General features: G+C 47.0%; 32 protein-coding genes and 2 pseudogenes. 32 read left to right on the top strand and 2 right to left on the bottom strand.

All coding sequences use genetic code 11. The features are described from left to right. The first annotated feature begins 199 nt into the window (after positions 1 to 199). From ODZ53_RS00920 to ODZ53_RS00905, 4 genes are all read left to right on the top strand, one after another. Positions 200 to 406, top strand: a complete 207-nt coding sequence (locus ODZ53_RS00920; RefSeq protein ID WP_372675598.1) for an XtrA/YqaO family protein — start codon at positions 200 to 202, stop codon at positions 404 to 406. Between the two features lie 31 nt (positions 407 to 437). Continuing rightward, positions 438 to 1,187, top strand: a complete 750-nt coding sequence (locus tag ODZ53_RS00915) for a hypothetical protein (protein WP_372675597.1) — start codon at positions 438 to 440, stop codon at positions 1,185 to 1,187. A gap of 98 nt (positions 1,188 to 1,285) precedes the next feature. Next, a complete protein-coding gene (locus ODZ53_RS00910; RefSeq protein ID WP_372675596.1) occupies positions 1,286 to 1,498 on the top strand; it encodes a hypothetical protein in 213 nt (70 codons plus the stop codon). Between the two features lie 21 nt (positions 1,499 to 1,519). Beyond that, complete coding sequence (locus ODZ53_RS00905) at positions 1,520 to 2,026, top strand: sigma factor-like helix-turn-helix DNA-binding protein (RefSeq protein WP_372675595.1); 507 nt, start codon at positions 1,520 to 1,522, stop codon at positions 2,024 to 2,026. 452 nt (positions 2,027 to 2,478) lie between these two features. Here ODZ53_RS00905 and ODZ53_RS00900 read toward each other — a convergent pair whose 3' ends face one another. Next, the gene (locus tag ODZ53_RS00900; RefSeq protein ID WP_372675594.1) at positions 2,479 to 2,655 is read right to left on the bottom strand and encodes a hypothetical protein; all 177 of its coding nucleotides are present in this window, start codon (positions 2,653 to 2,655) and stop codon (positions 2,479 to 2,481) included. A gap of 139 nt (positions 2,656 to 2,794) precedes the next feature. Between ODZ53_RS00900 and ODZ53_RS00895 the strand changes: the two genes are divergently transcribed. From ODZ53_RS00895 to ODZ53_RS00875, 7 genes and pseudogenes are all read left to right on the top strand, one after another. Further along, positions 2,795 to 3,109 carry a hypothetical protein gene (locus ODZ53_RS00895; protein ID WP_372675593.1) on the top strand — a complete coding sequence of 105 codons (315 nt, stop codon included), beginning with the start codon at positions 2,795 to 2,797 and terminating at the stop codon, positions 3,107 to 3,109. Between the two features lie 13 nt (positions 3,110 to 3,122). After that, positions 3,123 to 3,323, top strand: a pseudogene (locus tag ODZ53_RS29405) (phage terminase small subunit-related protein); the annotation flags it as partial. 48 nt (positions 3,324 to 3,371) lie between these two features. After that, positions 3,372 to 3,557: pseudogene (locus tag ODZ53_RS29400) on the top strand (DNA translocase FtsK); the annotation flags it as partial. After that, positions 3,549 to 4,319, top strand: coding sequence for a terminase small subunit (locus ODZ53_RS29395; RefSeq protein ID WP_483862212.1), 771 nt, complete (start codon positions 3,549 to 3,551; stop codon positions 4,317 to 4,319). The pseudogene ODZ53_RS29400 and the gene ODZ53_RS29395, both read left to right, overlap by 9 nt. Continuing rightward, positions 4,300 to 5,748: a terminase large subunit domain-containing protein gene (locus ODZ53_RS00885; RefSeq protein WP_372675591.1), complete on the top strand. Its 1,449-nt coding sequence runs from the start codon at positions 4,300 to 4,302 to the stop codon at positions 5,746 to 5,748. The genes ODZ53_RS29395 and ODZ53_RS00885 overlap by 20 nt, the downstream gene beginning before the upstream one ends. Next, the gene (locus tag ODZ53_RS00880) at positions 5,748 to 7,178 is read left to right on the top strand and encodes a phage portal protein (RefSeq protein WP_372675590.1); all 1,431 of its coding nucleotides are present in this window, start codon (positions 5,748 to 5,750) and stop codon (positions 7,176 to 7,178) included. The genes ODZ53_RS00885 and ODZ53_RS00880 overlap by 1 nt, the downstream gene beginning before the upstream one ends. Continuing rightward, positions 7,171 to 8,010, top strand: a complete 840-nt coding sequence (locus ODZ53_RS00875; RefSeq protein WP_372675589.1) for a phage minor head protein — start codon at positions 7,171 to 7,173, stop codon at positions 8,008 to 8,010. The genes ODZ53_RS00880 and ODZ53_RS00875 overlap by 8 nt, the downstream gene beginning before the upstream one ends. 70 nt (positions 8,011 to 8,080) lie before the next feature. Here the strand turns inward: ODZ53_RS00875 and ODZ53_RS00870 are convergent, their stop codons facing one another. Next, positions 8,081 to 8,359, bottom strand: coding sequence for a hypothetical protein (locus tag ODZ53_RS00870; RefSeq protein WP_372675588.1), 279 nt, complete (start codon positions 8,357 to 8,359; stop codon positions 8,081 to 8,083). A gap of 161 nt (positions 8,360 to 8,520) precedes the next feature. Here ODZ53_RS00870 and ODZ53_RS00865 point away from each other — a divergent pair, with 161 nt between their 5' ends. The 21 genes from ODZ53_RS00865 (at position 8,521) to ODZ53_RS00765 (ending at position 25,671) form a co-directional block, all read left to right on the top strand. Beyond that, positions 8,521 to 9,756, top strand: a complete 1,236-nt coding sequence (locus ODZ53_RS00865; RefSeq protein ID WP_372675587.1) for an XkdF-like putative serine protease domain-containing protein — start codon at positions 8,521 to 8,523, stop codon at positions 9,754 to 9,756. 13 nt (positions 9,757 to 9,769) lie between these two features. Beyond that, a complete protein-coding gene (locus ODZ53_RS00860) occupies positions 9,770 to 10,705 on the top strand; it encodes a major capsid protein (RefSeq protein ID WP_173607349.1) in 936 nt (311 codons plus the stop codon). Beyond that, positions 10,705 to 10,944, top strand: coding sequence for a hypothetical protein (locus ODZ53_RS00855; protein ID WP_173607348.1), 240 nt, complete (start codon positions 10,705 to 10,707; stop codon positions 10,942 to 10,944). Before ODZ53_RS00860 ends, ODZ53_RS00855 begins: the two co-directional genes overlap by 1 nt. Continuing rightward, positions 10,910 to 11,290 (top strand): hypothetical protein, encoded by a 381-nt coding sequence (locus ODZ53_RS00850; RefSeq protein WP_372675586.1) that lies wholly within the window; start codon positions 10,910 to 10,912, stop codon positions 11,288 to 11,290. Before ODZ53_RS00855 ends, ODZ53_RS00850 begins: the two co-directional genes overlap by 35 nt. Beyond that, complete coding sequence (locus ODZ53_RS00845) at positions 11,287 to 11,613, top strand: hypothetical protein (protein ID WP_372675585.1); 327 nt, start codon at positions 11,287 to 11,289, stop codon at positions 11,611 to 11,613. The genes ODZ53_RS00850 and ODZ53_RS00845 overlap by 4 nt, the downstream gene beginning before the upstream one ends. Continuing rightward, the gene (locus tag ODZ53_RS00840; protein WP_372675584.1) at positions 11,613 to 12,095 is read left to right on the top strand and encodes an HK97 gp10 family phage protein; all 483 of its coding nucleotides are present in this window, start codon (positions 11,613 to 11,615) and stop codon (positions 12,093 to 12,095) included. Before ODZ53_RS00845 ends, ODZ53_RS00840 begins: the two co-directional genes overlap by 1 nt. Beyond that, on the top strand, positions 12,095 to 12,562 hold the full coding sequence (locus ODZ53_RS00835; protein ID WP_372675583.1) for a hypothetical protein: 468 nt from the start codon (positions 12,095 to 12,097) through the stop codon (positions 12,560 to 12,562). Before ODZ53_RS00840 ends, ODZ53_RS00835 begins: the two co-directional genes overlap by 1 nt. Then, on the top strand, positions 12,559 to 12,762 hold the full coding sequence (locus ODZ53_RS00830) for a hypothetical protein (protein WP_372675582.1): 204 nt from the start codon (positions 12,559 to 12,561) through the stop codon (positions 12,760 to 12,762). Before ODZ53_RS00835 ends, ODZ53_RS00830 begins: the two co-directional genes overlap by 4 nt. Before the next feature lie 2 nt (positions 12,763 to 12,764). Then, positions 12,765 to 14,102: a phage tail sheath subtilisin-like domain-containing protein gene (locus ODZ53_RS00825; protein WP_372675581.1), complete on the top strand. Its 1,338-nt coding sequence runs from the start codon at positions 12,765 to 12,767 to the stop codon at positions 14,100 to 14,102. A 1-nt stretch (position 14,103) separates the two neighbouring features. Continuing rightward, on the top strand, positions 14,104 to 14,553 hold the full coding sequence (locus tag ODZ53_RS00820; RefSeq protein WP_017251907.1) for a hypothetical protein: 450 nt from the start codon (positions 14,104 to 14,106) through the stop codon (positions 14,551 to 14,553). Between the two features lie 29 nt (positions 14,554 to 14,582). Then, positions 14,583 to 14,972 (top strand): hypothetical protein, encoded by a 390-nt coding sequence (locus ODZ53_RS00815; protein ID WP_372675580.1) that lies wholly within the window; start codon positions 14,583 to 14,585, stop codon positions 14,970 to 14,972. 488 nt (positions 14,973 to 15,460) lie between these two features. Next, on the top strand, positions 15,461 to 19,150 hold the full coding sequence (locus tag ODZ53_RS00810; protein ID WP_372675579.1) for a hypothetical protein: 3,690 nt from the start codon (positions 15,461 to 15,463) through the stop codon (positions 19,148 to 19,150). Further along, positions 19,147 to 19,719: a hypothetical protein gene (locus ODZ53_RS00805; protein ID WP_372675578.1), complete on the top strand. Its 573-nt coding sequence runs from the start codon at positions 19,147 to 19,149 to the stop codon at positions 19,717 to 19,719. The genes ODZ53_RS00810 and ODZ53_RS00805 overlap by 4 nt, the downstream gene beginning before the upstream one ends. A gap of 20 nt (positions 19,720 to 19,739) precedes the next feature. Next, positions 19,740 to 20,693, top strand: a complete 954-nt coding sequence (locus ODZ53_RS00800; protein ID WP_372675577.1) for an XkdQ/YqbQ family protein — start codon at positions 19,740 to 19,742, stop codon at positions 20,691 to 20,693. A 1-nt stretch (position 20,694) separates the two neighbouring features. Further along, entirely contained in the window at positions 20,695 to 20,943 is a 249-nt protein-coding gene (locus ODZ53_RS00795) for a hypothetical protein (protein WP_372675576.1), read from the top strand. Then, positions 20,943 to 21,377, top strand: coding sequence for a DUF2634 domain-containing protein (locus tag ODZ53_RS00790; protein WP_188066592.1), 435 nt, complete (start codon positions 20,943 to 20,945; stop codon positions 21,375 to 21,377). Before ODZ53_RS00795 ends, ODZ53_RS00790 begins: the two co-directional genes overlap by 1 nt. Next, positions 21,365 to 22,180, top strand: a complete 816-nt coding sequence (locus tag ODZ53_RS00785; protein WP_372675575.1) for a baseplate J/gp47 family protein — start codon at positions 21,365 to 21,367, stop codon at positions 22,178 to 22,180. The genes ODZ53_RS00790 and ODZ53_RS00785 overlap by 13 nt, the downstream gene beginning before the upstream one ends. Further along, positions 22,177 to 22,749: a hypothetical protein gene (locus ODZ53_RS00780; RefSeq protein ID WP_372675574.1), complete on the top strand. Its 573-nt coding sequence runs from the start codon at positions 22,177 to 22,179 to the stop codon at positions 22,747 to 22,749. Before ODZ53_RS00785 ends, ODZ53_RS00780 begins: the two co-directional genes overlap by 4 nt. Further along, positions 22,746 to 23,063, top strand: a complete 318-nt coding sequence (locus ODZ53_RS00775) for a hypothetical protein (protein ID WP_372675573.1) — start codon at positions 22,746 to 22,748, stop codon at positions 23,061 to 23,063. The genes ODZ53_RS00780 and ODZ53_RS00775 overlap by 4 nt, the downstream gene beginning before the upstream one ends. Continuing rightward, entirely contained in the window at positions 23,064 to 23,336 is a 273-nt protein-coding gene (locus ODZ53_RS00770; protein ID WP_372675572.1) for a hypothetical protein, read from the top strand. It begins immediately after the preceding gene. Positions 23,337 to 23,391: 55 nt separating this feature from the next. Further along, complete coding sequence (locus ODZ53_RS00765; RefSeq protein ID WP_372675571.1) at positions 23,392 to 25,671, top strand: glycine rich domain-containing protein; 2,280 nt, start codon at positions 23,392 to 23,394, stop codon at positions 25,669 to 25,671. Positions 25,672 to 25,687 lie beyond the last annotated feature (16 nt).

Raw genomic sequence — 25,687 nt, 5'->3', positions numbered from 1 at the left:
CTTCGGTTAATAATCGCATAGAGAGCGATGCCAATAAGAAGAATGGTTCCAAGCAATAAGTAGGTTTTATATTCGGCAGACAAAATATTAATCTGATACATGAACGAGCCTCCTAAAAAGAAAAGCCCCCGATCGGGAGCCCGAATATGCGTTCTTTAAAACATATTATACCATGAGCATCTGACAGGGGGGACGGAAGATGAGCACACGAGCAAAAGAAGTACAGATAGACACTGAAAGCATGACAATTAAGGTTCCGGTGGGAAAAAATCCAGCGATGATCCTGGTAGACCCAAAACAAGGTAAAGCAAAGATAGTTCCACTGGTAGAACATGGTGAAACCGTGGTAAAATCAAGTCAGGGAAAGATTGCCAAAGTTGATTACCGCGAGAGCGAATTATTTTAAACATTTTGCCTTAAAGGTGTGGGGAAAGTTGATGAGTCAAATCACTACTACAAAAGTTCGGGCCAATCAAAGTACCTCTGTGTTAGGTTTAAACTTATTAAGGCAAGCTTATAAAAAAATGCCACTTTGGCATGCCGGATACCAATATGATGACAAAAAGATCAATAATTATATATCAAATCCATTAATAGTAAATAAAATTCAAGAAAAAGCGATAATAAGAAACTTTCATTATGTTCGCGTTGGAGCTATAAATGTGATCTATGGATTAACTCCAGAAAAGAACAGATTATTATCGCCAGAGAAAATGCTTGATTCACTCTTAGTACAGGAACTCTATGAGATGAACAAACAGCAATATTTATGCCTATACACTGCGTCATTACTAAATGTCTTGTTATCAAGAGAACCTTCATTGAACACTAAAAAATTGAGGTATGTTCAAGGATTTATTAAAACAAATCCGTCAGACAGTTATCGAACACCTGATGGGAATAAGGTTGATGTCATGTTCACAGTACATGCTTTTAATACCTATGAGGGCATAGTATTAGACACTAACGTGTCTCAGGTGGAGAGATACAGGGATCATGAATTAGAGCAAGATTATGTAATAGGAAGCAATGGGGCAAAAAATGAGATATTCTCACACCATGGTTTTAATGAGTACCCAGGAACTGTGCTACGATATATTAAACAATTTGCTACAAATGCAGGAATGTCAGTAGAAGAATGGGTAAGCCATCATCAACGAAATTCAATGGTTTTTTCTAAATCTTGATCAGCCTGATACCGAGAAACGGGAGGGCGTCAGATTCACACCTACTACGGGTGTGTGTTCTGGCGTCCTTTTTATTTTGTCTGAGAGGAGGATAAGACTTGGCGCGGATTTATGAAATCATGCACGAGAAACAGAAACGCCTCAAGGGGCCGATCAGTTTTGCGGAGCATCTGGAAAGGGCAAAAGCGCGATCCCGACGGCCAGTACCTGCACGACCGGCTGAAGTAATGATGATCGAAGAGCTAAAACGATTGATGGGCGACACTGAAAGACGGCAGTTCCTGAAAGATAAAAGTAACGCGCGTAAATAGAAGCATTGGGGAGGGGTTCTCATGCAAGATTTACTAAAGAGCTATAAAGAGACTAAGATAGGATTAACCGACGCCTACGAGCAGCGCAGAGGTGATGCAGAGGCAGGCAACGAGGAGGCAATGGCTGAGCGTCAATTGATTGGTGAGATGCGCGGTGAAGTAGATTGGATCATTGAATGGCTGGAGACAGGGAGACGACCTGGAAACAAGCGAGGAATTGAACGTCGGGCAGCATATGAACGTGATAAGCTTATGGACCCGGTAAGAATGCAGGCGTTTGTCTCTCGGAGTACAGCTGGTAGCCCATGTAACCTTACTGAGTGGCAGAGATTCCAGCTAGAAGATGCTTTATCCAGTCTTACAGAGCGTGAGCGAGAGTGCTATGTCCTGACACATGGCGAGGGATTCTCTTTCGACGACACAGCGCGGATGCTGCAAATATCTAAAAGCAGCGTACAGACCTTAGTTACCCGGGCGCAGGCAAAAATTTCAGAACGAGTATCGAACAGCCTTTTCCTTGTGGGATAGGCTGTTTTAATTTGATGAAATTTAGGTGCCATTTTGGCACCGGAAAAGTGTCGCATTGACAGTATTTGGTTTATGGATTTCAATAGAGGAAATAATTGTGAAAAGGATGATTGTTGTGAAGAGATTCAATGTCCGGATGAACGATGATTTGCATGAGTGGTTTATGAATCGTAGTAATGATATAGGGATGTCTATGTCAGCGTTGGTGAACTTCGTTTTAACCAAATATAAAGAGGAACATGAAGATAACAGAGTGGTGAGACGTGGGGTATTGTCATCTGAACAAGATTTACCGAGAGGCAAGCAGAGGAGTACTCAAAAAAACAAATTAACAAGAAATCTTTAGTTTTTGTCATACGGAAGCCCGCTATTAGTGAAAGGATTTTTTCTTTCGTGAACCCCTCCATTCCCGCCCTGAAAAATGGGCGGGAAATTTCTAAAAAACTTCGGGGTTATTTGTTTTTTACTGCTCTGATCAGATCATCAATTTTTTCTTCGATATTGGAAGTATTCGTATCAGTGTAACTTGTGTATGAGGAAATAGAACTAAGTTCAGATTTCATTTCGCCCAATTCCTCTTTAATGTCTCGGAGTAAATCGATGATTTTATGAACAAGCGTCTCATCCATGTAGTGGCACACCTCCCTTCATAATAATATTTTGATATTTTTACCACGAAAACCTTTCGAATGTCGGAAATTGTCAGTCGAAAGTTGTAGGATAATAGGCCTTTCTGCCGAATGTCTAGATGGTAGGAGGAGGTGGAATATGGCTGATCTTTCATGTAAAGGTTGCGGGCGTGAATATTATCTACATCATACGAAACTTCCTGTTAGAGAAGCTGGAGAAACTTTATATTGCAAATGCGGAGCTGCGCTCTATAGTTATGGTAAAGGTACTGATAACTATCGCGTAGAAGAGGTAAATGAATACCGAGAGAGACAAAAAATGATACAAGAAGAGTTAGAGAAAAGGCCAACATGTAACTGTGGGTTGAAAATGGTTCCGAGAACAGGTCCGTACGGTAATTTCTACGGGTGTGCTAAATTCCCTGATGGTTGCAGGAAAATAGTAAATAGATAGGACAGGGGGGCTGATGGCTCCTCTTTTGTGTTTTATTCAGACAGACTCAGTAGGTGGTGGTGATGATGTAGTGGCAAGAGCAAGAGACCCGAACCGGGAAAAAGCGTTCGAGATATGGCAGCAATCCAAGGGCGAAATGAAGCTGAAGGATATCGCTGACCAACTGGGTATCTCGGAAGGAACTGTGCGAGGCTGGAAGAACAAGGACAATTGGCAGTCTCAAAGTAGTAAGGGAGAAGAACCTCCTACAATTGAGTCAATAGTGGAAGACGATGAACTTTATGATCAGGCTGTCAGTATCGTAGTAGAAGCACAAACTGCCTCTGCAAGTCTCCTGCAGCGGCGAATGCGAATTGGTTACACCCGCGCAGCGAGGCTCATTGATCTGATGGAGCAGAAGGGTGTGGTCGGCCCATACGAGGGCAGCGCACCGCGCAGGGTGTTCCTAAAAGAGTCCCACTCAACGCTGCCAACGAAACCTGAAGCTGTGCCGAATCGAACGGAACGCTCCAATCAATCGGAACGGAACGCTCCAAATGTTGCGGAACGTTCCAAACAGGTAATAGAACGAACCGATCCTCTACCAGAAGAAGATAACGAAGACGGGTCTCTGACTGAAAAGCAGAGGCTTTTTGTTTTGGAGTACCTTCGAGACTTCAACGCTACTCGTGCTGCAATGGCTGTTGGTTACAGCAAGAAAACAGCTTATGCCATCGGGTGGGAGAACCTGAGAAAACCTCAGATTCAGGCTGAGATCAAGCGTCACAAAAAAGCAATGACAGACGAGTTGGGAATGAGTGTGCAGCGGGTAATAGCGGAATACATGAAGATCGCATTTACCGATATCACAGACTTGCTAGAATTTGGACAAAAAGAAGTCCCTATGATGACCATGTTTGGACCCATGAAGGATGAAGCTGGTAATACGCTAACAAAGATGGTGAACTACGTTGATTTCAAGGAAAGTGAAATCATAGACGGTACTGTCATAAGTGAAGTCAAACAAGGTAAAGATGGCGTATCAATCAAACTTCACGACAAAATGAAGGCGCTGGAGAAGCTGGAGAAGTTCCTTGGCTTTATGACAGAAGAGCAGCGGCTGAAGGTTGAAAAATTGAAGCTAGATATTGGCACTCTACAATCTGGCGATGACTCTCGTCCGATTGAAGTCGTGGTTCGGAGGTGGTCTCGTGACAAGCCTAGCTCTTGAACTAGATCCCTTTGAGGATTGGGCTCCTCATGACAAGCAAATTGAAGTAATGGAATGCGGTGCTAGAAATGTGGTCATGAACTGTGGCCGTCGCGGTGGCAAAACAAATGTGGGAGCACGCAAGTTTTTCGATAACATCCTTGCTGATATTGAAGGCGGGAAGGGATTGCCTTATAAGCCGCCGTTAAACCTGAAAAAAGTGAAGAAGCCCAAACCGCGGCTGGAATACTGGTGCGTAGCGCCTGATTACAACATGTCAGAGATTCAACAAGAGGAGCTATCACAAGTCATTCCTGAGGACATGATCGACACTTGGAACGCATCGGGGAACTTCGCTTGGTTAACTGGATACGTTCTGATCCGGTTTAAATCGGCAGACAATCCGAAGAAGCTTGTTGGTCGTGGTTTAGACGGCGTATGGCTTGACGAGGCATCGAAAATGAAGCCAGAAACGTGGTCGGGCTATCTTGCCTATGCCCTAGCTGATAAAGGCGGTTGGTCTATCTGGACAACTACACCGGAGGGCATCAACTGGTTTGCAGAGGAAATCGTGCTGCGGGGTCAGTTTATTGATGCAGGGTTAGAAGATGATCGGTACCAGGATGATCCGGATTGGCGGAACTTCTACTGGACGTCCAAGGATAACCCTATCCCGGAATTGCAGAAGAACATTCAGAGGATGATCGAGACGTACCCTGAGCGTTATGTGAAGCGCGAGATTTACGCGAAATTCAACGTTTTCCATGGTCAGGTGTATGAGGAGTTCGACCGAAGCATTCACTGTGTAGATATACGCCCCGTTGATCTTGCGCGGCGTTTATTTGTCGTTACCTATCCGAACGGCGAGGAACGAGAGGTAATGTTCAAGCGGTATATCGGCGGACTGGACCACGGCTGGAATGACCCAGCTGTGCTTTTGGTCTTTGGATGCACGGATGAAGATTACTATTTGATCGAGGAAAGCTATCGCCAGCAAACCAATGTTCTGGTCGTAGACGATCAAGGTAAGCTTGAGGACTGTCTTGTGAAGAGGTATTTGGAGCTTCAAAAGAATTACCCGATGGAGGTCATTTGGGCAGACCCATCCGAGCCAGAAGATATTTCTACTTATCGTCGATACAAACTGCCTGTGAAGTCAGCAGAAAATACTATCGGACCAGGAATACGCCGAGTTGGAAGTCTGTACAAGGTAAAGGAGTCGTCTGGTCGCCCTAACCTTTATATCGCTCGTACAGCTGTTGAGACGATCAAAGAAACGGGCAATTACAAGTATAAAGAGCAAAACGGCATCACGCTTGAAGAGCCAGTGGATAAAGACAACCATACACAGGATGCGAAGCGATATGCAATGTACAACGATTGGCTCATGTTGCTGCTTGCGCAGAAGCGTGAGGATAGGAAAAAGAACGGGAAAGGAGGATGGATTTAATGCCTGGAGCAACAGGTTGGTATCCCATTGGTAAGGCTGAGAGGGAAGGGGAAAGTCAGCAGCTTGTAATTGATCAATTCGAGCAGGATTACGATGAACACAAGCTTATACGCCCAACTATTGACCCTGTAGCTTGCGTTCAGGTTGTGAAGCAGAGCAACATTATTCCCCAGTGTGTAGAGGCGTATAAAACCAACGTGGTTGGTTATGGCTATGCGCTTACATACCAATCAGGTGAAAGCGACAAGACTGCAAAAGCAGAGTGGGATATTGCTGATCGTTTCATGCAGACAGCTAATCTGGAAGAGTCGATTGAGCAATTGCTAAGTCAGTTGATTGAGGACCTTGAGCATTGCGGCAACGCTTACGTTGAGGTTGCATGGGGCGGTGGGCTTCCTGCTATTTACCGTATACCTCCTGAATACATGCGCTGCACAGCACCACTCATAAGGGTAGATATGAAGTATCGGCGTTTGGTGCAGGGAAAGGTTGAAGAGTTCACGCAGTCCAAATGGGTGCGAAGATACGCGCAGAAGAGAGGGACTAACATATCGTGGTTCCGAGAATTCGGGGCGCCCGGTGAAGAGAATGAGGTCATTCATCTTCAGCTTGGAAACGGGACATATGGAGAACCTCGCTGGATTGGTAATTCGCCGGGAGTCGTTGGCTCTAGGAAAGCAGAAGAACTCAACTTCGAATACTTTGATAACGGTCGAATGCTTGACATGATTTTGACTGTGACGAATGGGGAATTAACTCCGCAGTCTATCGTTGCTCTAAAAGGAGCAAGAGGAAAGAAGTCACGGGGCGGGATTCTTTATCTTGAATTGCAAGGGTATGACAAAGGACTTCTTGGTGATGAAAAGGAAAAAACCAGCATTAAACTGGACAAGCTGAATGACTTGCTTCAACAGGATGCACTTTTCATCGAATACAATCGGGAAAAACGCAAAGAAACAAGGTCAGCATTTCGGCTGCCGCCAATTCTCACAGGTGAATCCGAAGACTATAACAGAGCGACAAGCGACAACGCCCGCAGAATTGCAGAGGAGCAGGTTTTTCAACCATATCGCAAATGGATTATGGACGAGATTTTCAACAAGCGACTGCTACCTGCCATCGAGGTACATCGCGTGAAGGCTATACTGAACAGCCCAAAAATCAGCGATCCAGATGAGTGGAAAGCGTTACTAGATTTCCTAGCTGATAGAGGAATTATGTTAGTGCGCCACCTCATCCCAATTGCCGAGGACGTATTAGGAACCACACTTGATGAATCGATGTATACCGAGGAGTACCTCGATTCGCCGATTGCTAGCTTGGGCAGTACATTCTCCCAAGAACCACTTGGCACATCTGATCCGCAAGAGCAAATGGCGACCATAGCTAAGCGTCTGCTTCGTGAAACGAGGGAACGGCAGCATGTGTGACCAGTGCCTATACTTGATTGCCAAGGCAGATGATGATGACTTTCTTGATAGCCTTGACCTTACCTACGCCGAACGCGCATTGCTTGAGAAGCTGTACAAGGAAGGTGAAGAGTCAATTGCTGACCTCCTTGAGTTGCAGGGTAAGGCGCTAGATGAAGCTATCCAAGAGTTGAGCGACGAGCTTATTACAGATGCCGATGAGCTCTTGAAAGTGATTTTGCTGGTTCAGACAGGTGACTTCTTTCAAGAACAGTTTGAGCAGGCTGTTCATGATGCTTTCATGCCCCTATTCCATCTGGCGGGTGAGTCGGAAGTAATCAACATCAGCGCAGATACAAAATGGGAGCAGGAGAACAAGGCTGCTGTCGCGTTTGCTACAAAGCTGAAAAAGCTCGTACCTGACATGAATGAGACATCGGCTGATCGTATGATTCGATCGTTCCAGAAAGCGATTGAAGCTGGCGAGACTCCAGCAGAACGGGCAGCAATGGTCAAAGAGGTAAGCAAGCAAGCTGCCAATGGAGAAGAGGGGCCTTTCAACATGACCAGGGCGGTTACTGTTTCCCGAACGCTTTCCACTGCGGCAGCAAACGGCGGCAAGCTGGAGGGCTGGAAGCAGTCAGGGCTGGTGAAGAAAAAGCGATGGCGCGCGGCGAACAACAAGCGGACGCGTAAGGATCACAAAGAGGCAAACGGTCAGACGGTAGACATTGAAAAGCCATTCTTGATAGGCAAAGGAATGGCGAAAGTAAAGATGATGCATCCAGGCGATCCGTCAGGAAGCGCCAAACAAATCGTAAATTGCCGTTGTACTATGCAGGCTGTTTTTTAAATAAAAAACTAGCAGACACGAATCTGCTAGTTTTCTCCGTTGTAACTTCCCTTTACAACGTGTAATTCAATTACTTTCTATAATGGGCTTTTGACCATGAGTTGATAAGGTCTTTTTTAGTCATTTTCTTAGCCCATTCATACGGTGATTTTTCCCAATCATGAATGGCTTTTTGAAGCGGCTCGTAAAAACGATAATCACATATGATCCAAGAGCAAAAGACTTTTCGATAATGCTTACCATTAGATAATGTATCTTTGTAACGGCGAACTGCTTTACTCGCTAAGCGTTTCGTAAAACGAGTAGCTTCATCTTTACAAACGGGTGTTTTTTTGTAACTCCTACTCATCATTAACCTCCTAACTGGGAAGTTAATGACCGTAATTCATCTCCTTCATCGCATATCACCTCACATACTAGTGATAAAGATAATCTTACCAAATTTAAGGAAGGTGATAAATATGTGGTACTTCAGTTTTAAACAATAATTCATGAAAGGAGGTGAAAAACGTGACATACGCACTTAAAGACGCAAGAATAACTCATATTTCTTTGGTGGATAAGGGCGCTAATGGCAGGTCATTCGCCATCATCAAGGAAGAGGGAAAAGAGCCGTTACAGAAAGATATCCGCATAGCTAAGGCAGACAAAGCAAAGCAGATTGTTTATGGCGTTGTTTATGAGCCGGATACCGAAGATGCACATGAAGATCAGATGACAGCCGAAGAAATCGAGAAGGCTGCTCATGGTTTCATGGAGCGCCAGAACACATACAACATTGATAAGCAGCACGATTTAGATGTAGACAAAGGGTACGTGGTGGAATCGTACATTGCGCCTGTAGATATGGAGCTTGGTGAACAAGAGATCAAGAAAGGTTCCTGGGTGGCTGGCGTTAAGGTGACGAATGCAGACACATGGGAGCAAATTGAAAAGGGCGAGATTACTGGCTTCTCTATGTGGGGAGTTGGTAAACGCGAAAAAATTGAGAAAGCCTCTTCGGATACCGACGATGAAACGGTAGAGAAGGGGCTTTTGCATTCCATCGCCAAAGCATTGACCCGCATCGTCAAAGGCCAAGTAAAAGACAAGTATGAACGGGACAAACAGTCAAACGATTTCTGGACTGCGTGGCACTCTTTTTCGAGTACGGTTCAGCGCTACAATTGGCAGACGGATCGTTACGAGTTTGAAAGTGATCCTGAGAAGGCTAGAGAAGCGATTCAAGACTTCGCAGACATCCTGCAAGAGATTCTTGGAGCGAATGACATCGCGAAGGCGCTGGGGAAACCGCCTGAACAGATTGCTAAGGCGGGAAAAAAGCTGTCGGCAGCTCGCTTGGACAAATTGAAACAAGCACATACCACAATTACCGACCTGCTGGCCGAGGTAGATGATCAGGCGGAGAATGAGGAGGAAGAAGACGTGAAAACAGAAGATATTCAAAAAGCAGTAGTGGCGGCCATGTCTCCAATTACTAAACAATTGACTGATTTGCAATCCGAAGTTGCCGAGTTGAAGAAGGCAGAAGGGGGCGCTGGTAATGAGGGGCAACAAACCGATCCAGAAACATCTGCATTGACTGAAGCAATTACGAAGGCATTAGAGCCTATTACAAAGCAAGTGGAAACCTTGGGGAACGAGGTTCAACTGATTAAAAATGCGAGAGGTTCCAGTCAGCAACAGCCTGGTACAGACCCAATCCAAAAAAATGATGACGATAGTTCCTTTAGTGGACTGTTGTAAGGAGGGCGTTCACATGAGAACAAACGGACAGATCATCACAAAAGCCGCGACAACAACGTCGCTGGACACTTCTGCGCTAAATTACAAACAAGTCGACAAGCTCATTAACATGGCTTACGATTCCACGGACTTTCTCAAAGGAATCCGTCATGAAACTCGCACCTCAGCCCAAGGCACCATTGATAAAATTGGAGTAACGGGCCGTAATCTGCGATCTAAAGTAGAAGACGTCATGGCTACCAATACAAAAAAACCTGATTTCCCGCAGGTTCCTTACTCTGTTACTCCTGTGATTCTCCCATTCGAAATTACCGAAGAATTTATTCGTCAGACACAACGAGTACGAGGGCAAAATGCTGAAGAAATTATTCTGCGACATATGACATTGAATTATGGCGATAACATGCAGGACCTGGGCTTCAACGGTGACACAGCTACACCGAACACCAATCCAGATTATGATTTCTTGAAGATCAATGACGGATGGTTGAAATTAGCCAAATCAAAAGGGAACTTTATTGACTGGGCGACGATTACTCCTGCGGAGAAAGCTGGTATTCTCTTTGAACTGGAACGTGCTATTCCAACTCGCCAGCGCTCAGCAGGTGTATTCAAATATTTCATGCATCCGAATACCTACTCAGAGCGTCTTCAACGATTGTCGGAGAAGGATACGAGCGCATCCATCCAGTTGCAGATTACTGGTGGCGTGAAGAAGATCAACTCCTATGATGTGGAGGAAGTCACACACATGCCTGAGGGAGCAATCATGTTCACGTACCAGCCGAATTTTGTCATGGTTCACACCTACGACATGCAAATCCGAAAGACGACTGAAGGTAAGGAAGCAATCTATGCTGACAAACGATTCTACGCCATCCATTCTGACTTTGACCCGATCTTCGAGGAACCTGCAGCGGTTGCCTACGTTGAAGGAGTTGAGTTTTAATGCTCGTCACATACATTGGGGAGAATGCCTCACTCCAGACTTACGGCTTTCGTTTTCAAAAGGACAAGCCAGTTGAGGTTAAGGATAAGAAAGTGTTGGATAAATTAAAAACACTTGATGACTTTAAGATTTATGAGTCAGAGAAGCCAAGCAGTCAGCAAAAGGGGACCACAAATACTTCCTCACCAGAAGGAGGGTCATTAGATGCTGACGTCGGAGAAGGTCAAGCAGCAGAGTAGCACACGAGCCGTTCAGGACAAGACACCTGAGCGGCTTTCCTATCTTATCAGTGAAGCCAAGGTAAGGATCGAGCTTTTCACATCAAGGCCGTTTGTGGACGAAGATACCCGACTCGAAGTGGCTCACTTCCGTTTAGTTGAGGCGATGGCACTGACAGACAATGATGAGGTGTTGGGTGCGGAGGCGCGGGGCATCATGTCCGAAAGCGATCAAGGTTACTCCTGGTCGGTCGAAAGGGCTACTGTCACAACAGGAAGCTCGCTGGTCGATTCTTTGCTTCGTCAGTGGATGTCTTTCACAGCAGAAGCGACTGATGGGGGCAACGTTAAGGCGATGATCTTATGAACCACCGCATGAATGATCAGATCGTTCTGAAACGTACAGAAACGGTTCAGGGTGAGCGCAACATAGTTTTCCCTACCGAGTTACCCCCACAGACAGTTATGGGCTGTGTACGAGGCGTGGAGTCATCGTGGCAACGTCCAACAAATGCCGATCCGGTGGAATGGGATTATAAAGCGACGCTCTCCTTCTTATTGGGTCAGGATATACGAAAAGATGATCGGTTGGAACTGCTTCAACACGGTGAGTTTGTCGTGGTAGATGCCAAGCAAGGGAGACGTTTCCTTGCGGTGACAGCGATCCAGAATAAACGGGGTGCCGAGTAATGGATTTTCGCCAGTTTGAGGATCGCATGAGGCAATTTAACAGGGAACTACCTGACATCATGCAGCGCATCTATTACCAGTTGGGGGAAGAACTACTCAACCATGTTATTGACGAGCTCGACAGCCAAGACCTGATAGATACAGGGACCTTGTGGAACTCTTTCACGCAAGGCGATCAGAATAACGTTTGGCAGTTCGATGGAGACCGGAACACATTGTCGCTGGAAGTCGGCTCCAATCTGACCTATGCAGAGTACCTCAATGAAGGCTATACGATCGACAAGTCGTATTTCGTTCCGGGGTATTGGAATGGAGTGGGTAAGTTCATCTATGACCCATCTGCGAAAGGTGGCTTCATGGTCAAGCCTCGTAGTTTTATCGGCCGCAAATATTTTGATATCGCCTTGAGAGATTTCCAAGGCGGTATGAAGGCCCTGCTCGAACGGATGTTACAAACTGAGCTGGAAAGGATGGTGAGGTGATGGAGAACCGCGCTTTGTCATGCATTATCGATTTAATCAATGAGGCATTCCCTTCCCTCGCTATCCTGCACAGCTTGGATGTGTGGCTATCGGGGAATTTTAAACCACCTGTGGCGTTCATTCAGACCCAAGAGGTTTCAGAACGTGGCAATACACTGACGTCATACCAAATCATATCCGATGCGGGGATTGTGTTGCATCACAAAAAAGTGATAAAGGGAGGCCAAGAGGTTTATGAACCGATTTTTACCGAGCCACTCCGACAATTATTAAGGCGTGAGCGGTACAGTTATCGCGGGAAGACGGACGGGCTGTATATCAACATCGACAACACGACATTTCGGGTTCGGTCTGACAAAAAAGACCGGACAGAGATTACTTTTCGCTTTGAATATACCGTCCCGATTCCTATAACCGATATGCCGAGAGTTCACACTTTCGAAATCGAGGAGGATTGGAAATCGTGACAACTCAGCAAGAACCGCGAGAGCGGCAGGCTGCTAAAGCCGAGCCGAAACTACTGAAAACGGAGTGGATTGAAAGAGCACCACAGCTTGGAGCCGAAAGGTACGAACTTGCTGGCGCTCTTTTTGATGTCTCCGATCATCACACGTTGACCGAGAAAGACGTTGCTCGTCGGTTAACAAAATATAGGGGCGGTGTGTAAAGATGACGATTCAACGAGAACGGCCAGGTACGATGGTCGAACTAATCACAAAAGCGAAGGAACGTATCGTGCCCAAAAGCGGCGTTGCCTTGGTTCCCTATCAAGCTGAGTGGGGAGCTCCTGATACGTTGATCAAGATAACCAGCTATGACGAACGTGTCGCAGAAACCTTTGGAGAAGTAGATACCATTGAGTTAGCAGCAGAAGGCGGAGCCACGATTCTCGCGTACCGAATCACAAATGGAAATGCAAAGAAAGCCGAGTATACACAGGCGGATGCAATCAAGATCGAGTCGCTTTATCCAGGGCTTCGTGGCAATGAATTAAAAATTTCAATTTCCCCATCCACGGCTGAACCGGGGAAAAAGGAGATCCAAATCAAAGGGCCGATCAAAATCGAGAAATTCTCTTTTGCAGATGCTGCCGAGCTTGTCGCAAAAACATCCCAATCCCTCTATGTTCGAGCAACCAAAACGGGGGATATTGCGATTACTGATGTTACAGAGACAGCCTTGACCGGAGGAACTACTGGTAACACAGGGTTAACTTCAACAGACGCTACAAAGCTGTTTGCCGCTGTTTCTGGTGCTGATTTCGATACCATGTATCTTCCTTTTGACGATCCAGCGATTACGATTTCAGCCAAGCAGTTCATTAAGGATCGTCGCGCACTCAGTAAGAAGCTCAGCACGTTGGTTATCGCGGGTAAGGAAGCAGATGACGAAAACATGACGAAGCACATCGAGCGTTCTGTTTCCATGAATGCTCGCTATGTGGTCAATTGCGCTATTGCGGGAACTCACAACAACGGGAAGTCATACAGCAGCCTACAATGGGCGGCATGGCTGGCTGGAATGTTAGCGGCAACCCCAGCCAATCAGTCTTTGACCGGAGTCATTGTTCCGTTGAAAAAAGCGTTAAAGGATTGGGGCCACGGGGATATCATAGGTGCACTTGGTTCTGGAACGCTAATTGCCACTCGAGACGGTGACGTTTATATCATCGAAAGTGCTGTCAACACGCTGTCTGTAATCGGGCCAAATGAGCGGGAGGACTACGGCAAAATTCGCGTCAGCATGACCATGGATCAGATCGTAAACGACATGAATGCTGTGGGTAAAAAGTACAAAGGCAAGCTGAGCAATAACGACCTGGGCGGAGCCGTCTTCGTAGGTGGCTGCAAGCTCTATTTGGAAGAGCGTGAGCGGCAAGGCGCGATTGATACTGGCTGGACATTTACGGATAAAAAGAACGGTATCGGGGATCGCCGTGGCTTCCTCTTGTCTGCTCGTCCTTTGGATGCCATTGAATACTTCGAAATCGACTGGGAGGTGAACTAGATTGGCAGCTCATAACTTATACCTAAAAAACACCCAGGTTTATGATGAGGACGGAGACCCTTTTCAGGGGGTCTTGGAAGCAAAAGCGGTATTTAAAACGCAAGTAGAACCTGTTCACCGCTTGCGGAAAGGTGAGACGGAAGATATCGTCTCTTATCATGTTGAGGTGACAATGATCCTCACAGCCCAAAACGCTGATCTGAAATACTTTATCATCGACAAGATCACGCAAGGGAAGACGCCTATTATCCCTATGTTGATTGGTGAGCAATGGGATAAAGAGAATGACTTCAAAGAGCGGGTTCGGCTTACTAATATCCGATTGGTTCCAGAAGAACTGACGATCTTTGAGGCGAAAGCAGAAGGAAATGACAAAGGCACCTATGAATTGCGAGGGAAAACCAACGATAAACCGGACTTCCTTGAGAAGTTCTCGGAATACGAGGACTAAAATAAAAATCAAGCAGGAGAGTGAACAGTATGAGTAATCTGTTGCAAAAATATCTGGCAAAGGCAAATGAAGCAGTAGAGCACGTAACCACGACGGTTATAATCGATGGCGACGAATGGTCGGTTCGAAAACTGAATCTCATGGAAAACCGGGCATGCATCAAGCTGGCAGAAAAAGATGGGGACTTTGATACATTCCGATACAGTGATGCTCGTATCGTAAAAGCTACAGAACACGCATTTCCTTGGAACGATAAAGAGCTGCTCAAGGCATATAAGGCGACAGACAAGTATGACATGCCTGCTCGTCTGTTTAAACATAATCCAGACGGGTACAAGGCGTTAGTCGGAGCAGTTGAAGAACTATCAAAAGATACGCCAAAAACGGAAGAAGAGGCTATTGAAGACCTAAAAAACTAATACGAACCGATAGCGAGGCAAATTTGCTTGCAAGAATCTGGCTATCACGAAACCGCTTGCCATCGGAAGTCGTAGAGTATGAAGTAGACCCATATATGCAGAAACTTTTTTTGTTCGCTTGTGAAAGACTAGAGGCAGGAGACGGGGAAGAATGACAGCTTGTGCCTCCTTCTTTCCCGAGCGACATGACATCATGTCATTGGGGAGAGAAGATTCTCGGGAGGGGTTCATGTGTTGTCGCTCATTGGAGTATTGCTATTTTTGACAGGATTGTTTTTTATGGTTGTAGGGCCTTTCGCTATCATAAAGCAGGCACCGAAAGAGTGGAGGTTCTTGAAGAAATTTGGAGTGGGGATAATGTTGATGGTTATTCTCGAGGCAGTCAGTGGTTTTACAGCATGGATAGGACTCTTACTAATATGAATACGAGACGTCAGACGCCTATTTGATGGGCGTCTTTTTCGTTTTTCAGGCTGGAGGTGGATCGAATGAACCGTCTAGGCGTAACAGCGGTACTTGGCGCACGGAACCGAATTTCACCGGAACTTTTAAACATTGTCCGGGCCTCACGTGTAGCTAGGAGAGAACTCGGACACTTGGATCAGTCCACGCAAGATGTTGCGGATGAGTTGCGAAATGTACGACGGGCAGCTGAGCAGAGCGAACAAGCTTTTCGACAAGAAATACAGGGTATGCGACGCGAAATAGAGCGCCTTGAAACCGAGTTACGATCATTGAGCAGTACCAGAGCAAGACCAAGGATCACCGCAGATAATCAAGCAGAGCGAGAAATCGCAAGGGTAAGAAATGAAGTAAGGGACCTCAACGGCACGAAAGCCGAAGTCATTTTGACGGCTGCTGTGACGGGTGCAACTGCTGGAGCTGGAGTGGTCGGTGGAATCGGGTTATTCGACCAAATCGTGGCTTCTGCTGAAGCCGAAGCGCGTAGAGCTGTGATTGGGGCCACTAAAGAAGAAATGGCCAGATACAGAAAACAAGTGACCGAGCTGACTAGCCTAAATAAAAGCGTAGATCGAGCGACCGTCTCAGACTTGCTTACCGATTCAGAGCGCTATTCAGGCAAGGCTGGCTTGGATCAAGCAAGCGCCTATTTAATGTCTCAGCAAGCATTGAAGCTAAATGCAATTCGGCCAGACATGGGTGGTGTCGAAGAGTACCAAAAGACGATGTTCGCCATGCAAAACGCATGGAAAGACATTAAGGACACTGGACGATTCGGCGATTCTCTTGCACGGGTCGCCAAGAACACTACGGACATTCGAAGTGAGGCATTAGATAGCCTGATTGAGTACAGCGTGCAGGTCACGAAGTTTTTGGATACACCTGAGAAGCTCGCCGCCTTGATGGAAGAGATGAACGGCCTGTGGTCTATCGATAAAGGCTTTGATGCACTGAAGGAAACGACACTGAAGTTGTACAACGAAGGCGACCTAACAAATGCTTTAAAGACCGCATACGAATCCATGGGTATCGATTCAAAAGAAGCGCAGAAGCAAGCAGAAGAGGAAGCGAAGACGGTACAAAAGCTAATATCTTCGGGGGATACTGCCAAAAGACAAAGCGCTGTCGGCATGCTTATGCAGACTTTCGGCTCGATCAAAGACGAAGAAGTACTTCAACAGCTACTCAATGAGATTGGTTCGGGGCCGGGAGAAGACCTAGGCACAAAGGCATTCGCTGAGCTCTTACGTAAAGCCGGGGGTATCAGTCAAAGCCAACATGATCAATACAAATTAAAAGGCGAGCTGGACAAAAGCTTCCAAGTCTACAAGGACAGCAATCCACTTAAAGGCTTTCAACAGGCAAAAAACACCTTAATTAACGAATTTATTGAGCTGGGTGTCGTTGTTGGACAAGACCTTGCCCCAGCCATGGAATTCCTATCTGCCAAAGTTAAGTGGTTCAAAGAGAAACTAGACGGCATGTCTTCAGGAGGAGCACTTGCCACGCTAAGCGTCGTCGGAGTAGGGATAGCAGCAGGGCTGTGGGGTTTGAAAGCAGCCGCCGTTGCTGCGGGAAGGGCTTTATGGTTTGTAGCAGCAGGACAATTTGCACCAGATGTTGGTGACGCAGCGGGTGGTGGTGGAACCGGAGAGACAGGAAACCGGAGAAATAGGCACCGGAGAACGATAAGGCGAGAAGACCTTCGAAGGGGAGTAATTCGACGCGCTGGTGGTACGGTCGGGGAGTCTGCATCCGATATTGCATCGAGAGCTGGGGCTATGGGCTCAAGATTCTCTATGCTATCGAAAGTGATGAAGAAGGTGCCCGTGATTGGCGCATTGTTAGGGGCAGTTGACGTGGCTGCTACAGCGGCTACCGAAGGAAATAGCAAGAACCTGTGGGGTTCAATTGGCGGGTGGCTAGGAGGAGTCGGGGGAGGTGCCTTAGCTGGTGCTGCACTGGGTAGTGTGGGAGCTGGCCCCCTCGGTACATTTGTCGGAGGCATTGTAGGTGCAATCGGTGGAGCTATCGGTGGGGAAGCATTCGGAAAGTGGCTGTTTGATGCCGCCGAAGATGGAATGGGGGCGATTAGTCAGTACGCATCTGGAATATCCTCGAAGATAGATGGATTTCTCGCACCAGCAAAGCAAGAGTTTGACCGATTTTGGGGTAACATGCCAGACGGATTTGTTGCTTCCCTTGGTTACATCGTCGGATATGGTAGCGAAAAGTTCAGCCAACTACGCGACATGGGGTGGCAAAAAGCTGGGGAGTTAGCAACTGGTCTTTATACAAAAGGATTGGAGATCAAAGATTCCTTTGTGCTCTGGCTGAGTGGGTTGCCTGATGCAGTTAAGGTGTGGTTGGATCAAGCAAAAAAGATGTTTGATCAGTTTTTGGATGATATACAAGCGTGGTTTGCCAATCTTCCTAACACCATCGAAACTGGTATCACAAGCACGTTCCAAGATTTGACCAGCGGCTTTACTCTTGGCCAGACGACAGCCAAAGCGAAGCCATATGCAAACGGCGGGGTAATCGACAGGCCCCACCTTGGGTTGGTCGGTGAAGCTGGACCTGAGGCAATCATACCGCTTTCATCTGGTAGAAAGAATCGAGCCTATGAATTGTGGAAGCAAGTTGGGGCGCGGCTGGGAATTGATACGAACAAATGGGAAAACCGTGTCGCAACCGTTAAGGGATTCATTGACGACAATAACGATCCGATCGGTTATGCAGCAGGAGTAGTCGAAGGCACGAGCAACTCTTTCAAAACGATGATCAAACGGCGCTGGAATAACTACCATGCCAGCATGTCGTCAGCAACGAGTATCGACGATGCTATGCGGTTACGAGCAGACGCACACCGTACGAGAAATTTAGACTTCAAGTTTGGCAAGGTGATGAAAGTGATTGGCAAGGCAGTAAAGCCTATCGGTTATGCCATGGACGTATGGGACATAGCTAACGCAGATAATAAGCAAGAAAGGAACCGGACGATCATGAAAGTGATCGGCGGTATGGGAGGCGGCGTGTTGGGTGGGGTCATAGCTGGAGCAGCACTTGGGTCCTTGGCGGCTCCGGGAGCAGGAACAATGGCTGGTGGAGCTCTTGGCGGATTGGCAGGTACGGTAAGTGGCGAATGGTTAGCTACAACCCTTTATGACAAGTACCAAGAACCGATTGACGGGGCTATTGATAGCATAGGCAGCATGATTGGAAACGGCTACGCAAATACGAGAAATTGGCTGGGGAACAAGGTGCAATCTGCGAAAGACAACATCCTTGGTGTGGGTGCTGGTCTCTCGAACTTATTTGGCTGGGGGAAGAAGTATGCCAACGGTGGAATGATCAACAAACCGCATTTGGGACTCGTCGGTGAAGCCGGGCCAGAAGTGATCATTCCTCTTTCAGCCGGTAGAAGAAAACGCGCGCTGGAGTTACTGGGTCATACCACAAGGAAACTCGGGGTAACTCCATATGCAAATGGCGGTATGGTCGGGCCGTTGCGTTCTTCATTTGGTTCCAACCAAGCGAAAATCATACATGTAAAAGCTGACGCACCTATCCAAATCCATCTCCATATCTCCGGCGATATCAACCAAGAGAAGTTCATCGCCTTGTTGAAGTCACCCCCAGTTATGAACCAGCTATCACAGTCGGTGGAAAAATTGATCGTTGATGCAGTGGAAACGAACGGGGGTGCCGCATGATACGTCTACAAGGCAAATACAGGCTGACCTTTCCAGTTACTCCCGGAGAAGTACAGTTCAAGGGTTACGGGAGTGATGTAGAGGCAACAACGTCCATCACGTTGGACTCATTAAACCGTTACACGGGCAGAAAAGCAAAATCTATCGCATTTGAATTTTTGCTTCCGGGAGACCCTGAAAATCCACTGGTGGAGGTTGAAGGATATCAGGGGCCGAGGGAGTGGCTTGTTGGCTTGGATCGACTGTCGCATGCCGAAGTTTTGTTGACCATTGACGAGCTTAATTTGGCATGGAATGTGCTCATCGGACCATGTGAAGGCAAATTCTCCGGGATCAATGGGAGCTTTAGAGGGACGATTGAGTTTCCTATTTATATCAAATCGGATTTTGTTTCTTGGTCAAATTCCAAACAGGTATTACAACCAAGCAAAGTCATCACCAAACAAACGAGCAAGCGTGCAAATACAACAGGAAAGAAAGCAAAAAAGAAGGTGTCTCTCATTGAACCTGTTGTCCAGGAACAACAAAAACAACGGATCAACCAAAAATTAACCGGATTTACTCCGTAGACAAGGGGTGAGGGCGCAGCATGAAAGTAATCTATGGTCAAGATGCATCAAGGGTCGATCTTACAAAGGCGACGCTGGAACTATCTTGGACCTCATCACGAGGACAAATCGCACAAAATGCCGATATCAACATACGCCAAGCCCCGCCCTTACAATCGGCGGGTTTTTTGATGCTTTTTTCGGGCTTAGAACCGAAGGAGTCGATGCAGTTTTTTCATGGTCCGATCGTCCGGTTTGAACGAGACGATAAGACAAGCGACCTCTCTGCCACCGCCTACGAGTTGAGCTGGTACTTGCAAAAGAACGAGACTTCACGGATCAAGCTGAATGGCGATGCTGGAAGGGAGTTAGAGCGCATTGTGAAGGCAACGGGTATCCAGTTTAGTTGTCCTGCCTTTGGTTTTGACATCAAGGAACGCCTCTCTTCTCAGTCTTACGCGTCCTTGTTTACGTCTCTAACGGAGAAGGCTTATGAAAAGACAGGAAAGAGATACTTCATTCAGCATTTACGCGACAAACTGACGGTACTACCAGAAGGCGGGAACAAAGTTGTCCCTATGTTTCAGGCGAGCATGTTAGAGAAAAGTTCCACAGGGGAGAGTATTGAGGAAGTCTATACGGTGGTCACCGTTGAGAAATACAAAGGGGATAGCCTAGCATCTAGCGTCACCAAAGAGAACGCGGGATTGATCAAGCAAATCGGTAGAATGCAAAAGATGATCGATGCGGGAGAAGAGAAAAACATATCTTCCCTTGCTTCGAAGCAACTCTCCGAGTTATCGAAGATACCAAAAACACGCACAATCACTGTCAGACATGAAGATAATAACGCTGCAAGACTGCGCGCGGGCTGGCTCATCAAGATCATGGAAAAGGACAAAAAAACAGTAACCGATTGGATTGTGACAAACTGCAACGCCAGATGGAAGGGCGGTCAATATTCGATGGACTTGCAACTGGAAAGGAGGGCTTAGTATGCATGCAGCTATTGCAAAACTGAGAGGGCTGACACAGGACGGCATAGTGAATACACAAGGGGAATTTGGCAAGCTTTTGTCGCTCTCGCCCTTGGCTGTAAAGCTTGATGAAGACCCAACACCGTTGGAACGGGATGAAATTGTTACCCTGCGCTCAGCCCAATTACGCCAAGAGGATATAGGGAAAATGGTTGCTTTAATTTCCTGCACGAACGGTCAATATCTCCTCATTGGGGTGGTGGAGTGATGTTTCCCACTCTGGAAGGTGATGAGACACAACTCATTCAGTCTGTGGACGACCCTATTCCATGGACATATAAATTTGACTGGACCACAAAACAACTAATGCAAGGACCGGATGGTCGGTATTTGAGGACGACTACTTACGCGGAGTACCTGGAGGAGACTGCAAAGAAAATCCTGAATACGCGTCGTTTCCGGTATGAGATTTATTCGGAACAGTATGGTGTGGATTTCCTCTTTGAAGTGGGGAGAATGCGCTCAGTGATTTCGTTGCCAACTATAAAGACACAGGTACAAGAAGCGCTTGAGGCTCATGGTGAGATTGAGCATGTGGAAGTGTTCGGAATAAAGTTTGAGGAGAACCGATTGGTTTTTTCACTCGAAATTGAAGGCATAAGGGGCAAAACCCGATTGGAGGTGAATGCATGGCAACGATAGAAAAACCGACCATGCCCATTCTACGTGAGACGCCTGATCAAATCTATCAGCGTATGGCTAACCGGATGTTGGCCATCGCACAGTTGCGCGGAGACACGCCACCAGCGACAGAAGAGGGAGAAATCTTTTATGACCTCGGATACCCGATTGCAGAGGAGATAAGCGATCAACAACAGCTATTGGAGTACGGGTTCCTCCAGCGGTTCCTGCCTTGGGCAGACGGAGAGTTTTTGGATGCCACAGGTGTATTCTTCGGTTTATCTCGCAATGAGGCGGAGACAGACGACGCATATCGGCAGCGCTTAATTGATCGAGCTCGTACTGAAGAGGGCGACGGCAGACGCCAAGACTACGAGCGGTGGGCACGAAATGTTGACGGGGTAGGCGGAGCAGTTGCTATCGAGAAGGCGCGGCATGACCTATCTATCGACGTATATATCACAGACCTGACAGGCAACCCCGCAGGGCTGGAACTGGCTACGAGTGTACGGACGAAACTGGAAGACAAACGAAGGGCCTTGCATGACTTGCAGGTACTGCCAGCGAACGTTTATCCGGTGACTATCGCTGTAAAACTTGTCTTGCGGCCTGATGCGGAATTCGAGAAGGTCAAAGACCAAATTACCACACAAATCAAAACCTACCTAAAAGGGCGTTCTCAGATCGTGTACCAGCAGATCGGGGCGCTCTTTTTCGTAGACGGCGTTATCGACTTCACGAGCTACACCCTGAACGGCGGCGAGCTGAATTTAACGGTTCCGGCTGATTCTGTATCGACACTAACCATGGCGGTGACAACATGATACCTGAGCGCTATAGACGGATGCTACCGCCGCAATGGTATGAGAATGATGTGGCAGAGTACCATTTCGAAGGATCAGCAACAGCGGTCGATGCTTTCAACGTTCAGCGCGAAGACCTCCTGCAGCAGTTTTGTCCATGGTCAGCTACCTGGGGGTTGGATGTCTGGGATTGGATTTACTTCGGGAGAAAGCAATTGCTGAGCATTGAGGAACGGCGAAAGAATATCCAGCAAAAGCACTGGTCGTATCTTGGATTTACTCCAAGCGTGCTGCGTGAAATTGGTTTGAGTTCCTCGTCATTCAAGCATGTCCAGATGGTCGAGGATTACGGCAAAAAGGTGATTCGGTACGTTTACCCGATTGAGGACCGATTTGATTCAAAGAACGCTGTTCAAGCTGTTGAGAGGATCAGACCAGTACATTGTAATGGGGTCGCCTTTGAACCTGTGGTGTCCGAAAAAATCGAGCTGCGAGACGTCCTGGTTGTCGGGATAAAGGAGTACCGCAAGGTCTTTGAGTTTCGAGTAGGAATGACACCCATTAAACGCTATGAGGAGGTCGTGAAATGATCCTGCCAAGTTATCTGCAAACCGTCCGGAATGATCTGCTAGATAGGGTATCGGGCGGCGACATTTTGATAAATGGCTCAGTTTCAGTGCCTGTACAGGCTGCGGAGATTGCTTCTCATGCGATTGCGGGCATACAAGACGGAATTGCATTACAAATATCTACCCAACATGTCGCCAGCGTGCCAGTCATTACGAATGTGAAGTTGCGAACGCGTACCGGAGCCGTGGTTGCTGAGAAAAAAGGAACCATTGAAATGAACGGGGCGCAGTTTGTAAATCTGACCTTTGCTATCGAAGCGAGAGGAGGGGTGTAAGTGTCCTATGTAGCAAAGACGGATTGGAAGCAAGACGATCCTGTGACCGAACACGACATTAACCGTTGGGAGCGTGGGATTGCAGATGCTCACGCAGAACTCGCTGTGCTCAGCGCGGATATCTCGAACTTAAAAGTCCGAGTGAATACAATCGAATCCACTTTGCCTGACGGATTCGTACACAACAATTTCAACGATGACCTGTCTACTATCAACTTTATCAGGGTGATTCGGGGCTACTATAACGAGGTTCAGAGTCGGTTGGAGGTGTAATTTCAGAATGAGGAAGACTGTCGATAATGGACATTTGCGGAAGGAGGGAGAATAAATGGCTCCTATTGTTGGAACTGATGCGCAAGGAAGGAAGACGTATACCTTTACGTTTTCTGGATCGCTTGAGACATGGCAAGTCCCTCCTAACGTTACAAAAATAAAATTAGAGGCTTGGGGAGCTTCTGGTGGCTTAGGTATGTCAGATGGGAGAGTACCAGGTGGCAAAGGTGGATATGCCGCTGGAGATATTAACGTAACTGCTGGCGAAGTTCTCACCATAGTGGTTGGTGGAAAGGGCAATCTTGCAGCTATGACTTCTGGCGGAATTACACCTGGGGGTTATAACGGTGGAGGAGATGGGGGAACTGGCGGAACCTTATATGAAGGAGGCGGAAGTGGCGGCGGAGCTACAGATGTTCGCAAAGGAGGAACTACACTTAATAACCGTATCTTGGTTGCAGCAGGTGGGGGCGGCGGTGGTGGAACAACTGGTAATGCAGGAGGTGACGGTGGGGGGATAACAGGTGGAGATTCCGCTAATTCTTCAGGAAGTGGCGCAACACAAACATCAGGCGGAAATGGAGAAGGTGGCAAAGGCACCCTAGGTGTAGGTGGTCCTGGTCGTCGTTTAAGCTATTTAAGCGCTGGCGGGGGTGGAGGTGGAGGTGGTTACTACGGAGGCGGAGGCGGTGGTGGTGTCGGCGGAGGCGGTGGTTCATCTTATACCGGAACACTTGCTAACTCCACGACAGTAGCAGGACAACGCGAAGGGGATGGTCAAGTTGTAATTACCATCTTAAACAGCCCACCAACACTCACGATTAATAATGCAGATATCACAGCATCACCAGCCATAGGACGTAGCATCATCACACTGTCAGGAACAGTAACAGACACTAATAGAGATACCATCACCATTAGCGCTACCCTCGATGGAAAAACAAAGACAGATACAGTAACGGGTGATATATCTTCACAATCATGGATGCTCACTTGGGGTGTCAACAGTGACAATATTTCACAAGGAGTTTATAGAAATATAGTAGTCACCGCCAATGATGGGGCAGGTGGGGTAGCCTCGATTAGTTATACGGGCACAATTACTGTAGACAAAACAGCTCCTGTAATTACTATTTCTGGCATTGTGAACGGGGCAGTGTATCAAAATTCGGTTACGCCAACATTCTCAGCAACCGATGCAGGCGGCTCTGGTCTTATGACAGTGACTGCCACTCTCAATGGAGCAGCATATACATCTGGAACAGCGATAACGACCTCAGGAGCCAAAACGCTGATTGTAACTGCAACGGATAATGCAGGTAATCAATCACAACAGACGATAAACTTCACGGTTAACAAAACACCGACACTCAGCTTGACGTCTTCTTCTGACAATCAGACATTATCAGAAGGTAGCCATTACAAAATTGAGGGAAATGCAACTGACTCTGATTCCGGAAATGTAGTCACTGCCAAATACAAATTAAATAACGGTCCTGTCAGGGCGTTGCAATCCGGTGTATCCAACGGTAGCACGCCTATTTCGTTTGTCAAAACCCTGACCTACAGAAACAAACGACTATGGGATGGAAGCACAGACCTTGTTGGAGTTGATTTGGCAGAGAATACCGATCACACTTTGACAGTTTGGGCAGAAGATGACCAAGGCGGGAGGAGCGGAGAAGCCACTCGCAAGTTTAGGGTTGTCTGGAACCGTCCACCTGTGATCGACGGCGAGAATAAAGACCTGGGCGTCTTCCTGCAACCTCCAACAGTAAACTATTCCGCCACTGATCCAGAAGGCAACACGTTTACTTTTAGCGAGTATTTGGACGGGAAACAAATCAGGTCGTTTGCGGGTGTAGCCGGACAGCAATACACAGTTGAAATTAGTCATGACTCTTGGATTCGATTGGAATTGGACGTGCAGCATCAAATCAAAATAGTTGCCACAGATGGAGTGGGAATGTTATCTGAGAGGATATACACTTTCATCCGAAAAGAGACCCATATCGAATTTATGCTAGAGTTCGGAAATCCAGATATTCAAGCTGATTTCACGTTAGACGGCATGCCATTACGTGTATTAGTGACACTTGAGCGATACTTGCCAGAAGGTTCGTCTATCGAAAGTGTGAAAGTGTGTAATAACTACTTGGATGCTGTTCCAACATGGGAAGACTGCACAAATGCCGTCAAGGTCAACCGAGGCTATTTGTTTACCAATAAGAATAAAACGGCTCCCGATTGGGCTATTAATCTATGGGTGACAATCGACAAAGGAACAGCTAAGGAACGTATACTTGTAAATGGTTATGGGGGTGCGTTCGATTAATGAAGATGCAAAATAA

The organism is Brevibacillus sp. BD137, assembly GCF_041644655.1.
Taxonomy (GTDB): domain Bacteria; phylum Bacillota; class Bacilli; order Brevibacillales; family Brevibacillaceae; genus Brevibacillus; species Brevibacillus brevis_D.
The sequence above is the reverse complement of the archived record's forward strand: the minus strand, read 5'-3'. Positions and strand labels throughout refer to the sequence as shown.